Here is a 13,617-nt window from a genome sequence, read left to right as displayed (position 1 = left end):
TTAAATGCTTTTCTATTAAACATTGCTGGACGAGAACCGTTCAAGTTCTTGCAAGCCAATGACTAACTTTCTTTGCCTCTTCAATAATGAAGCGCATCCGCAGCAGACGCATGGCGTCTCCATTCGTGCCCAGTTAGGTCTATTGTTCATTCTAATCATGGCCATCGCGTCGTTTTCGATTCCCGTTAACGCGCAGACTTTCACCAACCAAGGCGCTTGGACATACACGATCCCCGCTGGCGTAACGCGCATTCAGGTACAGGTTTCCGGCGCTGGTGGCGGCGGTGGCGGCGCGGACAACGCAAGGGGCGGAAATGGAGGCAATGGTGCCCGAATAACCGCAATCATCTCGGTAAGCCCTGGTCAGGTCTTATCAGGAACCATTGGTCAAGGTGGGGCCTCGGCCTTTACGTCCGGCTCGACGACATTCGGCTATGTGCCTTGTACCGGAAATGGCGCTGGCGGGGCCGGAGCCGCAGCGGGCGGAACCGGTGCTGCCGCAAACTGCCCCGGAGTTGGGTTTAGCGGAAGTGGCGCAGGCGGTGGCGGCAGCACCAACCTCGCCATTGACGGCGTTGTGTTCATTCAAGCTGGCGGCGGCGGCGGCGGCGCGGGCGGAGGCAGCGCATTAGGCTTAAACGGCGGTTCAAATGTAACCATGACTACCACCTCGAACTGCTCCACCAGTTTAAGCGGTGGCAACGCGACTGTTTTGAATAACGACGGTGGAGGCGGCGGAGGAGGCGGCGGCGGGTTTACAGCCGGTTCTGGAGGCTCAAGCGTAAACGACTTTACCAGTGCGGTTGCCGGCGGTGGAGGCGGCAGCTGCCATTTTAACTCGGCTTCGATTTCGTCGATAAGCATTGCCGCTACTGGCGCCACAGGCGCTACAGGTAAAACAACACGTGTTACGACTGCCGGGGCCCGCGGTGGTACAGGATCAGTTGTGATCAGCCTATGGGCGGTAGAGGTGGTGAAGACGTCGACCGTAACATCCGACACGATTAGCGGTTCAAACCCCAAGGCCCTGCCCGGCGCGACGATGCGATATTGCATTTTTGTCCGGAACAACTGGGGTGGGGACGCGACAAATCTCATTGTCACAGACGCTTTGCCTGCCCAAACCAGCTTCGTGGGCAACAGTTTCAACAAAGGAACGACTTGCGCCGACGCTACAAATAGCGAACCCTTTGCGTTCCTGATCGGCAGCGACGTGGTGGCCTTTGTCGGCGCATTACCGACAAGCGCGACCTACGCACTTGCCTTTCAGGTTACCTTGAACTGACGGAATTTAGCCTACTATTTCTTCCGGCTTGAAGAAGTACGCGATTTCGATTGCCGCGTTTTCGTCGCTGTCCGAACCATGCACGCTATTGGCTTCGATGCTCTCTGCCAGTTCCTTGCGGATCGTGCCTGCTTCGGCATTTGCAGGGTTGGTCGCGCCCATGATGTCGCGGTTGCACTGCATGGCGTTCTCGCCTTCAAGCACCTGAACGACTACGGGTCCGCTGATCATGAACTCGACTAGCTCACCGAAAAACGGGCGTTCTTTGTGGACAGCATAAAAACCTTCGGCTTGTTCGCGCGACATGTGAATGCGCTTTGATGCGACGACGCGCAGGCCAGCTTCCTCAAGCATCTTGGTTACTGCGCCTGTCAAATTGCGACGCGTTGCGTCAGGCTTGATGATTGAAAATGTGCGCGTAACCGCCATGGGAAGCTCCATATTAAAGGGGGGAATTGGGCGCGCCTCTAACGTTGCTTGCGGTTTTGTGCAAGCGTTATACGAAACGGTCTTACGGGCCTTGCACCCATTTGCCGCCGTCCTGTTTCCAATAGTGCCGATCGGTTTGCTTGTCCAACCCACGCCAGGCGGCGCGTGCGTTATCGGTTTGATCCGGCGGGAATAAATAAAAGGCACGGTCGAACAGATTTTCGACAGGTCTCCAGATTCCATCCGCAATCGCCACGAAACGCGCACCATTGGACGCGTTGACCTCGGTCGAAAGCAAAATGGGCTGGACAGCATCATCGCCCTCGCCTGACCTGGCATGCGCGAGGAAACTATCGGCCTTTGCTGTCCAAAGTGACGACGATATTACCTCAAGCTGCGCATTGTCGGAGGCGACGATGACGAGGCGCCCGCCCCCATCCAACACGCGTTGGGCGATAGCGGGAAGCACTTTTTCAGCAGGATCACGGGTCAGCTGATAAAAATCGACCTGCATAAGGTGGTTAAATCACCCTTCGAAATTGTCGGCAACAAACCGGTCGAGCAACCTCACGCCAAATCCGGTCGCGCCTTTATCCCAAACTGGGCCAGCCTTGTCGGCCCAGACAGTTCCGGCAATATCAAGATGCGCCCATTTCACGCCATCCTTGATAAATCGGCCAAGAAATTGTGCTGCGGTAATCGAGCCAGCACCCTTGCCGCCGATATTCTTCATGTCGGCAATCGGGCTATCGATCATCTTGTCGTAAGCCTTAGAGAGCGGGAACCGCCATAGGGGGTCACCTGAGGCTTTGCCGGCCGCGGTCAATTTATCGGCAAGTTCATCGCTGTTCGAGAAAAGCCCGGCATATTCGCTGCCTAGCGACACGATAATCGCACCTGTAAGTGTTGCCAAATCAACAATATATTCCGGGTTATAATTTTCCTGCACCCAGTGAAGCGCGTCGCATAACACAAGACGCCCTTCGGCATCGGTGTTCAGCACTTCGATTGTCTGCCCTGACATGGACGTTACCACGTCACCCGGGCGCTGTGCATTGCCATCGGGCATGTTTTCGACAAGGCCGCAAACGCCAACCACATATGCCTTCGCCTTGCGTCCAGCGAGCGCCTTCATGGCACCTGCGACCGCTCCAGCGCCGCCCATGTCCCACTTCATGTCTTCCATCCCCGCGGCTGGCTTGATGGAAATTCCGCCTGTATCGAATGTGACGCCTTTACCAACCAATGCAACTGGCCGCGATTGCGCGCCGCCCGTGCCGTCCCACTTCATCACCAACAAACGTGCGGGGCGGCGTGAGCCTTGCGCCACGCCGAGCAACGCACCCATTCCTAGCGCAGCCATTTCCTTGTCATCCAACACGCTAATCTCGACGCCAAGCTCCTTTAAATGCTGGCAGCGTTCGACGAAGCTTTCCGGATAAATGATGTTTGCTGGCTCCGTGACCAATTCTTTGGTGAAGGCGACACCTTCTGCAACCGCTTGATAGTTTGCCCAATGTCCGCTCGCTTCGTGCGGTGCGGCAACTAATGTCAGAAACTCAACCGTTGGTTTTGAAGTTTCAGGTAATTTGGTGCGGTATTTGTCCATCCGCCAGTTTCGCAACGTGGCACCGTAAGCAACTTCAGCGGCATGCTGCGCGGTTAAATTGGCGCCATGTATGGCGACATGCTTCGCGCCTGACGTCTGCACCTTGGCAATGATATCGCCACCAGCTTTTTGAAAATCCGCAGTATCGCCTTCAGCGACGCCAAGCAGGATAATCCGCACCAGCTTGCCGCCCTCTTCATTAATGAGCAGAAAACTTTGACCGGCGGCGCCTTCGAACCGTGCAAGTTTTGCCGTCGCGTGGACGATGTCCGTTTTCTCCAACGGAAATTGAAAGTCGGCAAAAGTGGTTTTGGTCACGATGAAGGCAAGTACATCGGCATCTTGGGGGCGCGCATCGGTAAAATTAATCTTCATGAAAATAAGCAGCCTTTCCGCTGGATGTCGTGTTTGGGGCTATATAGGCGCAATCGACGTTCCGGTTAAAGAAAAAGATGCGACGAAATTACCATCAGTTAAGCGCAAATACAGCCGAGCGCGGCAACTAGGGTGGACCCATGGCAATCGCAGCGATAAAGGGCTTATCAGTTTTTATGATTATTCCTGCCCCCCGCCCCCGCTTTTTGCGCGCTTTGCTGATATCGATTTTGTTCGGCGGGGGGTCTATGTCCACTATCGCCGTTGCGCAAACCGAAGCTGCAGAGGCATCACCGCAACAGACAAGCGACCAAATCGGATTCTCTGCCGCAGTTGTCGAATATGACTCCAACACCGAAATCGTCACGGCGAAGGGTGATGTCATTGCCAACCGTGATGGCTCTTCGGTGCGTGCCGACAATATTGTATGGAATCGCAATACGGGTCAGGTTGTAGCCGAAGGGAATATTCGCGCGATCAGCCCTAACGGCGACGTTGCTTATGGCGACCGTATCGAACTCACAGACGCCCTTAAAGACGGCGTTATTAACAATATGCTTGTGGTGCTTGCCGATGAAAGCCGCCTTGCTGCGAACCGCGGATCACGCAAAGACGGCATCTACACACTAGATTATGCGGCGTACACCGCGTGCAAGGTCGTGACGGCCGATGGCTGTCCCAAAAAGCCTAGCTGGGAAGTTAAAGCCGTCAAGGTCGTATATGACCCGGCCAAAAAGCGCGTGGTTTATAAGGGTGCACGGATTGAGCTTTTTGGATTGCCGGTCATTCCGCTCCCTTTTTTGTCGCATCCAGTAGATGCCAAGGCTGGCAGCGGTTTTCTTGTCCCAAGTATTGGTTTTTCCCGAAACAATGGCGTTGAACTGGAACAGTCCTATTATTGGCGTATGGCACCCAATCGTGATTTGACCGCAGCAATCACGGCCTTTTCTGATGCCGCACCATTGGGCCGTGTGAATTTCCGGACGCTGGAGAAAAAAGGCGCTGTCGAGTTGACGGCTTATGGTACCTACAGCAACCGAATTAGTACCAGCGGCGATATAGTGGCTGAAGGCGCCAATGTGTTTCGCGGATATTTGGAAGGTGCGGGCAAGTTTCAGCTCGATCCCTACTGGTCAGTTTCTGCCTCGGGTCGTTACGCATCGGATCGTACTTTCCTGCGTCGCTATGATATCAGCCGCGATGATCGGCTGCGGTCAACATTCTCTGCCGAACGCATTGGCGTCAAAAGCTACTTTTCGCTTGCAGGCTGGGCCGTACAGACCCTGCGCACCGGCGACCGCCAAGGGCTCGCCCCTATAGCACTGCCTGAAATAGACTACCGACTGCGACTGGATGCGCCAGTGGTGGGAGGTATTATCCAGCTTCAGGCCAACAGCCTGGCAATTGGCCGGACCGAGGGACAGGACACCCAACGCGCTTTTGCCTCAGCCAAATGGGACTTGCGCACGATAACCGGGCTTGGGCAAGAGGTGACGTTCACTGTATTGGCGCGCGGTGACGTGTACCACAGCGACGAAAATTCTAGCACCCTTACGACCATCTATCGTGGTGAACCGGGTTGGCAAAGTCGCGCAATTTTTGCTGCCGCGGCCGATGTCAAATGGCCATTTGTCGGACAGGCTTTTGGTGGGACTCAAATTTTCACACCGCGCGTTCAAGTTGTGGCTGCTCCCTCCATCAACAATCTAAGCATTCCGAACGAAGATTCGCGGGCCGTGGATTTGGAGGACAGTAACCTTTTCGCGTTGAACAGATTTCCGGGTTACGATCGTTTTGAAGACGATTATCGAATAACTTACGGCTTTGACTGGGCGTTGCGGAGAACCGACCTGAGCGCGGACATTAGTCTGGGACAAAGTTATCGCTTGTCGAACCGGGCTTCCATTTTTCCCGACGGGACGGGTCTATCCGACAAAGCATCCGACATTGTCGGTCGATCCGAGTTTCGGTTCAAAAATATCGTCAAGCTCACCCATCGGTTTCGGCTCGACAAGGACAACCTTGCAATTCGTCGAAATGAGATCGACGCTACTTTCGGCTCTCGTGGCACATATTTACAAGCTGGCTATCTCAAACTGAACCGCAACATCGGTCCCACCGTTGAAGATTTGGCGGATCGCGAAGAAATTCGCTTGGGCGGGCGCGTTCGCGTTGCGCGCTATTGGTCGGTTTTTGGGTCTGCCATCGTTGACCTTACAGATACCAAAGAAGATACCACCAGCCTTTCAGATGGCTTCGATCCCATACGCCACCGTCTTGGCGTTGCCTATGACGACGACTGCCTGTCTCTTAGCCTGTCATGGCGACGCGATTATCAACCTGTGGGCGACTCCCAGCGGGGCAATAGCTTCTTGTTCCGTCTGGCATTTCGCAATCTGGGTGTGTAAGGCCGAAGCAACGAATTTCGAAACGGGCACATAGCCGCTCATCTGCTGTTCAGCGGCGAATGACTAATGGCACGTCAGAACTGACTGTATACTGGATTATTATCAATGAAGCTATTCAAGCGTTTGTCCCTTGTTGCCGTGCTTGTTTCCGCTACGGCGCTGACACCGCTAATTGCCCAAACTGCCACGCAAAATGTGGCGCCTCAGGGTAATCTGGACATACCAGATGGGCAACAATTGTTCGGTAAAAATGACCCTAATGTTCGGCGTGCGACCGCGCAGGTTAACGGAGAAATCATCACTGGCACGGACATTGATCATCGCCTTGCGCTGATTGTTGCTGCCAACGAAAACAAATTACCGCCCGAGGAATTGGCCCGTTTTCGTGCCCAGATCTTGACCAACTTGATTGACGAAACGCTTCAGATTCAAGAAGCAGCAGCCAATGAAATTGAAGTGACGGATGCCGAAGTAAATCAGTATTTTGACCGCGTGGCGCAGCAGAATTTCAACCGGCCAGCGAACGAAGTTGAGAAATATCTCGTGTCGATTGGCGCGTCGGTGGCAACCCTAAAGCGCCAGATTAAGGGCGAGCTGTCGTGGAGCCGTCTCCTTTCGCGGAACGTACGTCCATCCGCGAATGTCAGCGATGACGAGGTCAATGCGATCATCGAACGCATCGAGGCCACAAAAGGCACGACTGAATATCGCCTAGGTGAGATTTACCTGTCAGCAACGCCTGAAACTTTGCCTGCGGTATCTGAAAACGCCAAAAAGATTATCGCTCAACTTCGTCAGGGTGGTAATTTTGTGGCTTATGCCCGCCAGTTTTCTGAGGCATCTACTGCCTCTGTGGGCGGCGACCTCGGTTGGCTTTCGCTTGCGCAATTACCGCCGTCACTTGCCACAGCTGCCGGCAGCATGAACGCGAATGAAGTGCAGGCCGTTGCATCGCCTGGCGGAATTTCCGTCCTTTTGCTTATCGACAAACGCCAGGTTGCAACTTCCGATCCGCGGGACTCGGTACTCAGCCTGAAGCAAATTGCGATCACATTCGCCAAGGGTACTACCGAGACGCAAGTTGCGCCTTTGGTCAAAAAGTTCAGTGAAGAAACACAACAGATCAGTGGTTGCGGCGTAGCCGACGAAATGGCCCGTAAACTTGGCGCTGACGTTGTTAACCGTGACGGTATTAAAATTCGAGATCTTCCTTTGCCGTTGCAGCAGGTCATGCTCGATTTACAGGTTGGGCAATCGACACCGCCTTATGGTTCACTCCAGGATGGCGTCCGGGTATTTGTCTTGTGCGGTCGCGATGCGCCACAAGAAGCAGCGTCCGAAAGTTTTGACGAAATTATGTCGCGACTAGAAGAAGAGCGCGTGAATAAACGGGCTCGTATCTATCTGCGCGATTTGCGCCGCGATGCTGTCATAGAATATAATTGATGCAGTTGGGCCGACTGGAACTGCCGCTGGCCGTTTCGGGCGGTGACCCCGCGGGTATTGGGCCGGAAATCATCGGAAAGGCATGGGAAGCGCGTCATTCCGTAGGATTGGCGCCTTTCTTTGCTATTGGTGATATTGCGAGTTTCGCGCCGCACTGGAACGGGCCCGTTGTCCGCATCGAAGACCCCGCCGACACATTCAAATATTTCGACACCGCACTGCCCGTCATCCAATTGCATAATTGTATTTCAGTCGTTCCGGGAAAACCGGATTTGGATGGTGCGCACTGCGCTTATCAGGCGCTGGAGATGGCCATCGGCTTTGCGCGCGCTGGAAGTGCCGCGGCGCTCGTGACTGGCCCTGTATCCAAATCACAGCTCTATGCCGTCGGCTTTACCCATCCCGGACAGACAGAATTTATTGCTGAACGGTGTGGAGTGGCCAAGAACAATGCAGTCATGATGCTGGCTGGCCCCGATCTGCGCGTCGTGCCGATGACAACACACATTCCGCTTGCCGACGTTGCTGGCAAGTTGGACGGCAGGCTCATTCGTCAACGTCTTCGCGCCACGGCGAAGGGCCTTAAGCGTAATTTTGGAATAGACAATCCGAGGCTGGCTGTAGCAGGGTTTAATCCCCATGCTGGTGAAGCGGGCAATATGGGTCGCGAAGAACTCGACATATTCTTGCCAGCGATCGAGCAAATCAGAGACGAAGGCTTCGATGTCGTTGGCCCGCTTCCGGCTGATACGATGTTTCATGCAGAAGCGCGTTCGCATTACGACGCCGCCTTATGTGCATATCATGACCAAGCGCTTATTCCATTGAAAACGCTGTATTTTCATGAAGCTGTCAATATTACGCTCGGACTGCCTGTCGTCCGCACATCACCGGACCATGGCACCGCGTTTGGTATTGCTGGTCAAAACATGGCACTCCCGCATTCCATGATCGCGGCGATTAAAATGGCCGAGTCCGCTGCGCTTCACCGTCTCGCCGCCGCCGACTGTGGCTGATGTCGGTTTCACTGCCTCCACTTCGGGACGTCATTGCCCGCCATGGTTTGTCCGCCAGCAAGGCACTTGGACAAAACTTCCTTTTTGACGAAAAGCTATTGGACCGCATCGCTGCCATTCCGGGTCCGTTGGCAGGTGAGCATGTCTATGAAGTTGGCCCAGGCCCGGGGGGCCTTACGAGGGCGCTTTTACGTGCGGGCGCCAAGGTGGTGGCGGTAGAGCGCGACCGGCGTTGCCTGCCTGCATTGGCTGAACTGGCAGAAGCCTTCCCCGGCCAGTTGCGCTTGATTGAAGGCGACGCCCTGAAAATCGATCCATATACAGAAATCGGCGCGCCGTTTCATATCGTTTCCAACCTCCCTTACAATGTGGGGACTGCTTTGGCGGTCGGGTGGCTTGGTGGATGCGAATGGCCGCCAACCTGGAAGAGCCTGACCCTCATGTTTCAACGCGAGGTTGCGGACCGAATTGTGTCGTCGCCAGGCACGGGAGCCTTTGGCCGCCTTGCAATATTGGCGCAGTGGCGATCATCCGCTTCGATTGCCATGTCCGTACATCGATCGGCGTTTACGCCGCCACCCAAAGTAATGTCAGCAGTCGTGCATATGACGCCAAAGGATGCACCGGCTGGTGTCAGAATGTCTGTTCTTGAGAATTTGACCGCAGCAGCATTTGGACAGCGCCGCAAGATGCTTCGACAAAGCCTGAAGAGCGTTCCACGCGCGCTGGCTGCTTTAAGTATTACGGGCATTGCTGAAGACCGCCGTCCGGAAACCGTCAGCATAGCGGAGTGGTGCGCGCTTGCGAGGGAAGTCGGATAGCTTCCACGCCGGGGGTGGCACTTTAAGGTTTCCAAAGCTAAGAGCATCTCATGGATACGCTAAGCAGTGGCGAACAACAGGTTCTCGAAATTATTGATCAGCACGAAATGCTTGATCAGGTGCAGTTGTGGTCCGCCGTAAATAGCGGATCAGGAAATCTCGACGGGCTTGCCGCAACTGCTGAAATGCTAGCACATGCGTTTTCCATTTTACCTGGGATCGTCACCTTTGTCGAACCAGAGCCGGTGGATCGCGTCCTCACGGATGGCTCCATCAGCAGCGTGCTCCACGGCAAGCACTTGTTGGTCACAGTCCGCCCTGAATCGGCCACGCAGCTTTTGTTTACGGGCCATATGGACACTGTTTTTCCGGCAGATCATGGATTTCAGGAACTGCGCTGGCTTGACGAAGGCATCCTCAACGGACCCGGAGTTGCCGATATGAAGGGTGGCATTGCCGTATTGCTGGCAGCGCTAGGAGCCGCAGAACAGGCGGGAATGCTAAAGGGTACAGGCTACCAAATTCTCATCAACAGCGATGAGGAGGTCGGATCGCCATCGTCTGCAAAACTGATTGCCGATCTGGCGAGGAACAAGCTTGCTGCGTTAACCTATGAGCCTGCCCTGCCCGATGGAACACTGGCCGGCGCGCGTGGGGGAAGCGGCAATTTCTCGATAATTATTTCGGGCAAGCCAGCGCATGCCGGACGTAACCCAGATGATGGACGCAATGCCCTTTTGGCTGCGGCGGATCTAGCGCTACGACTCAAGCGCCTTTCGCACGAAGGGCTGTCGGTAAACCCTGCCAAAATCGATGGCGGAGGCCCGAACAACGTGGTGCCCGATCACGCGATACTGCGGGTCAACTTTCGGCCGCGCACACCGGAAATTGTGTTGCAAACGCAGGACGACCTGAGGCGGATCGTCGCTGATGTCGAACAGGAACACGACGTGAAGGCGCATCTTCATGGCAGCTTTGGTCGCCCACCAAAGCCAATAGACAATGACGCAGCAAAGCTTTTTGGCCTGGTCAAGCAATGTGGCGAAGACCTTGGCATCCCTGTCGCTTGGCGCTCAAGCGGCGGCGTTTGCGATGGCAACAACATTGCCGCCTGCGGTGTACCTGTGGTCGATACCATGGGCGTACGCGGCGGCAATATCCACAGTAACGAAGAATTCCTCATCGTTGAAAGTTTGCGCGAGCGCGCACAATTGTCTGCGCTGACCATTATGCGTTTATCCGAAAAAGGGGCTTTATGAGCTTTGTTATCCGGCCGGCCAATATGGACGACCTACAACCAATTTATGAAATGGCCAAGCGTACGGGCGGTGGTTTCACAAACCTGCCACCAGACAAAAAAGCTCTCTCGGCCAAATTGGAGCGGTCGGCTGCGGGTTTTGATCGCGTAGGCGATGATGTTGCCGACGACTTATACGTTTTTGTCCTGCAAAACAGCGCAACCGGCGAGGTCCGCGGCACCTGCCAAATTTTCGGCACAGTGGGACAAAAATGGCCATTTTACAGCTACCGTATAGGCGCCTTGACCCAACATAGCGTTGAACTCGAACGCACATTTCGTGCCGATATTCTTAATTTGTCCACCGATCTTGAGGGCACAACCGAAGTCGGTGGTCTGTTTCTGCATCCGGGTGAACGCGCTGGCGGCCTCGGGATGCTGATTGCACGCAGTCGATATTTGTTTATCCGCAACCATCGCCAGCGATTTGCGGACCGAACCATTGCAGAATTGCGGGGTGTTATCGACGAAGCAGGTGGCTCGCCGTTTTGGGACGGTGTTGCAGGACGATTTTTCGGCATGAGCTTTCAGGAGGCCGACGAGTTCAACGCAAAGTTCGGCAACCAGTTCATTGCCGATCTGATGCCCAAACACCCAGTGTATATTGCCATGCTTCAAGACAGCGCAAAAACGGTTATCGGTGTTCCGCACCCATCAGGTCGCGCCGCCATGCGGATGCTCGAGAATGAGGGTTTTGCCTGGGAAAATTATGTCGACATTTTCGACGGTGGTCCCACCATGACAGCACGAACTGATCAAATACGAAGTGTCCGCGAGGCAAAGGATGTAACTGTCGCGGGCGTGAGTGATCAGGTTGGAGAGCATAAATCAGGCGACAAAATGCTCATTACGCTTGGCCGTCTTCACACGTTCAAGGCGGCTTATGGCTGGATTGATGACCGAGGCGATAATGTTATCATAGACACCGAATGTGCAAGAACACTTGGCATTTCGGCCGGTGACCAGATCACATTTGTGGAGCGATCATAGTCATGGCGTTGGTGGAAATAAATTTTGACGGGATTATTGGCCCGAGCCACAATTACGCCGGACTGAGCCTTGGTAATCTGGCTTCCTCGAGTAACGCAGGCGCTGCATCTTACCCAAAGGCTGCTGCTTTGCAGGGTATCGAAAAGATGCGCACCAACCTGCGCCTTGGGCTCGCGCAGGGATTTTTCATGCCGCTGGATCGGCCAAACAAGAATTGGCTGGATGGGTTATCAGTCGATATGCACTCCGCCGAACCGCATATCCGCGCGGCTGCCTTTTCCGCATCAGCTATGTGGGCAGCCAACGCGGCTACGGTGTCCCCTGCCCCTGATACCCAAGACGGCAGATGCCATCTTTCAGCTGCCAACCTGATGACGATGGCCCATCGCAGCCATGAGTGGCCCGGAACGCTGGCACAATTGAAACTGGCTTTTGCTGACGATCAATATTTTGCAGTACATGGTCCAATACCTGCCCCATTTGGTGACGAAGGTGCAGCCAATTTTATGCGGTTATGTCCGTCGCATGGCGAATCTGGCATTGAGATATTCGTCTACGGCAAAACCGGAGGCCCCTTCCCGGCGCGGCAGCATTTTGAAGCATCAAAGGCAATCGCCCGCGCGCATCGTCTTGACCCGGTCAAGACGTTATTCGTGCAGCAGTCCGAGACCGCGATCGCCGCGGGCGCCTTTCATAATGATGTCGTAGCCGTGGCGAACGAACATGTCCTGTTCACGCACGAATATGCGTTTGAACATCCCGAACAGACCTATGCTGATATCAAACGGCTTATGCCGGACGCGGAAATCATAATTGTCCCAGCCAATCGCATAAGCTTGGCTGATGCAATCCAGAGTTATCTGTTTAACGCGCAATTGGTGACCTTGCCTGAAGGTGGCATGGCCTTGATCCTGCCAAGCGAGGCCCAGCAAAATGATCGCGTGTGGGGCTGGTTAACCGAAATGGCTGCCAGCAATGGCCCTATTCGGAAACTTGTGCCTGTCGATGTGCGCCAGTCGATGGCCAATGGCGGCGGGCCGGCGTGCCTGCGTCTGCGGGTTGTAGCTGATCCAACCACTGTTGATCCGAGATTTATCGCCGACGAGGCAAAACTGGATTACCTTGCGGCGATAGTTGCAGGACACTGGCCCGAGACTATTGCGCCAAATCAGCTGGCTGATCCCGCACTGGTGCAACAGGTCCAATCAGCGCGCGTTGCGCTGTTGGACGCGTGTGATCTCGGTACGCTGTCCTAACCGTCGAATTTCTTTACAAACCAGTTGATCGTTAACCATCGAGCCCCGCAGTAACCCTGACCTGGCACGGGCATTGCTTTGTGTTTTGTTAACTATGAAGAAAATCATGCGCCTCTTCACCATCAAGACCAAGTTTGAGGTCTTCATGATCACTTATGCGCTTGGGCTGGGCGCGGTGAAGCGTGGCGAGGAATATATGCTTCAATATCCGGGCAACATTGGAAAAGTGTTTTTCCTTCTTTGTACCGCCGCAGTTTTCATTGCCGGAGCAAAGATGTTGGAAGCCGTGGAACTGGATACAGCATTCGGCGCGGATTGAACCGGGCTGACCTGAATTACCAAATTAGACAAAGTCGGCGGATTTTGCGGCCCTGCGTTCCAGATGCGAACGCAATTTTTCGGACGGAAAACCGAATTTCGAACATCGTCAAAATGCGCGTAAAGTGGGGGGTTTCTGTTGCCCGGCACAGAAATTTAGAAAGGTCCCCGGATTCTGTTGCCCGGCTCCGGGGGGCCGCTGTAACCTTTCTGTTGCCCGGCCGGTTCGGCCGCGTTCTTTTAGTGTAAATTCAGACCGTGAGGCCCAAAATTACGCTGCGAGAGCAAGTGCTGAGTTATCGTTTGCACCTATTGGTTATGAACCATTTCACGGCTTATTCATGCCGGGCAAAAACAATGCTTTTCA

12 protein-coding genes and 1 other RNA gene are annotated in these 13,617 nt (G+C 54.5%); 9 read left to right on the top strand and 4 right to left on the bottom strand.

Going from position 1 to position 13,617, the window contains the following annotated elements; translation table 11 throughout:
- Window positions 1-58: 58 nt before the first annotated feature.
- Window positions 59-1,285: a hypothetical protein gene (locus tag ACLL9E_RS11785; protein ID WP_411291928.1), complete on the top strand. Its 1,227-nt coding sequence runs from the start codon at window positions 59-61 to the stop codon at window positions 1,283-1,285.
- Window positions 1,286-1,291: 6 nt separating this feature from the next.
- On the opposite strand, the gene ndk is transcribed toward ACLL9E_RS11785, so the two are convergent.
- The 3 genes from ndk to ACLL9E_RS11770 form a co-directional block, all read right to left on the bottom strand.
- Entirely contained in the window at window positions 1,292-1,714 is a 423-nt protein-coding gene (gene ndk / locus ACLL9E_RS11780; protein WP_411291927.1) for a nucleoside-diphosphate kinase, read from the bottom strand.
- Window positions 1,715-1,796: 82 nt separating this feature from the next.
- Window positions 1,797-2,228, bottom strand: coding sequence for a DNA polymerase III subunit chi (locus ACLL9E_RS11775; protein ID WP_411291926.1), 432 nt, complete (start codon window positions 2,226-2,228; stop codon window positions 1,797-1,799).
- Window positions 2,229-2,240: 12 nt separating this feature from the next.
- Window positions 2,241-3,698, bottom strand: coding sequence for a leucyl aminopeptidase (locus ACLL9E_RS11770; protein ID WP_411291925.1), 1,458 nt, complete (start codon window positions 3,696-3,698; stop codon window positions 2,241-2,243).
- A 248-nt stretch (window positions 3,699-3,946) separates the two neighbouring features.
- Between ACLL9E_RS11770 and ACLL9E_RS11765 the strand changes: the two genes are divergently transcribed.
- The 8 genes from ACLL9E_RS11765 (at window position 3,947) to ACLL9E_RS11730 (ending at window position 13,251) form a co-directional block, all read left to right on the top strand.
- Window positions 3,947-6,106, top strand: a complete 2,160-nt coding sequence (locus ACLL9E_RS11765) for an LPS-assembly protein LptD (RefSeq protein WP_411291924.1) — start codon at window positions 3,947-3,949, stop codon at window positions 6,104-6,106.
- 105 nt (window positions 6,107-6,211) lie between these two features.
- Complete coding sequence (locus ACLL9E_RS11760) at window positions 6,212-7,552, top strand: peptidylprolyl isomerase (RefSeq protein WP_411291923.1); 1,341 nt, start codon at window positions 6,212-6,214, stop codon at window positions 7,550-7,552.
- Window positions 7,552-8,568, top strand: coding sequence for a 4-hydroxythreonine-4-phosphate dehydrogenase PdxA (pdxA, locus tag ACLL9E_RS11755; RefSeq protein WP_411291922.1), 1,017 nt, complete (start codon window positions 7,552-7,554; stop codon window positions 8,566-8,568). The genes ACLL9E_RS11760 and pdxA overlap by 1 nt, the downstream gene beginning before the upstream one ends.
- Window positions 8,568-9,389 (top strand): 16S rRNA (adenine(1518)-N(6)/adenine(1519)-N(6))-dimethyltransferase RsmA, encoded by an 822-nt coding sequence (rsmA, locus tag ACLL9E_RS11750; protein WP_411291921.1) that lies wholly within the window; start codon window positions 8,568-8,570, stop codon window positions 9,387-9,389. Before pdxA ends, rsmA begins: the two co-directional genes overlap by 1 nt.
- A gap of 50 nt (window positions 9,390-9,439) precedes the next feature.
- Window positions 9,440-10,648, top strand: a complete 1,209-nt coding sequence (locus ACLL9E_RS11745; protein WP_411291920.1) for a hydrolase — start codon at window positions 9,440-9,442, stop codon at window positions 10,646-10,648.
- Window positions 10,645-11,676: an arginine N-succinyltransferase gene (locus tag ACLL9E_RS11740; RefSeq protein ID WP_411291919.1), complete on the top strand. Its 1,032-nt coding sequence runs from the start codon at window positions 10,645-10,647 to the stop codon at window positions 11,674-11,676. The genes ACLL9E_RS11745 and ACLL9E_RS11740 overlap by 4 nt, the downstream gene beginning before the upstream one ends.
- A gap of 2 nt (window positions 11,677-11,678) precedes the next feature.
- Window positions 11,679-12,932 carry an N-succinylarginine dihydrolase gene (locus ACLL9E_RS11735; protein ID WP_411291918.1) on the top strand — a complete coding sequence of 418 codons (1,254 nt, stop codon included), beginning with the start codon at window positions 11,679-11,681 and terminating at the stop codon, window positions 12,930-12,932.
- A 94-nt stretch (window positions 12,933-13,026) separates the two neighbouring features.
- A complete protein-coding gene (locus tag ACLL9E_RS11730; protein ID WP_411291917.1) occupies window positions 13,027-13,251 on the top strand; it encodes a hypothetical protein in 225 nt (74 codons plus the stop codon).
- Window positions 13,252-13,448: 197 nt separating this feature from the next.
- On the opposite strand, the gene ssrA is transcribed toward ACLL9E_RS11730, so the two are convergent.
- Window positions 13,449-13,617: a transfer-messenger RNA gene (gene ssrA, locus ACLL9E_RS11725) on the bottom strand; the annotation flags it as partial.

It is taken from the genome of Sphingorhabdus sp., assembly GCF_046596595.1.
Classification (GTDB): Bacteria; Pseudomonadota; Alphaproteobacteria; order Sphingomonadales; family Sphingomonadaceae; genus Sphingorhabdus_B.
Note: the sequence above shows the minus strand (reverse complement) of the source record. Positions and strands in the feature narration are given on the sequence as shown.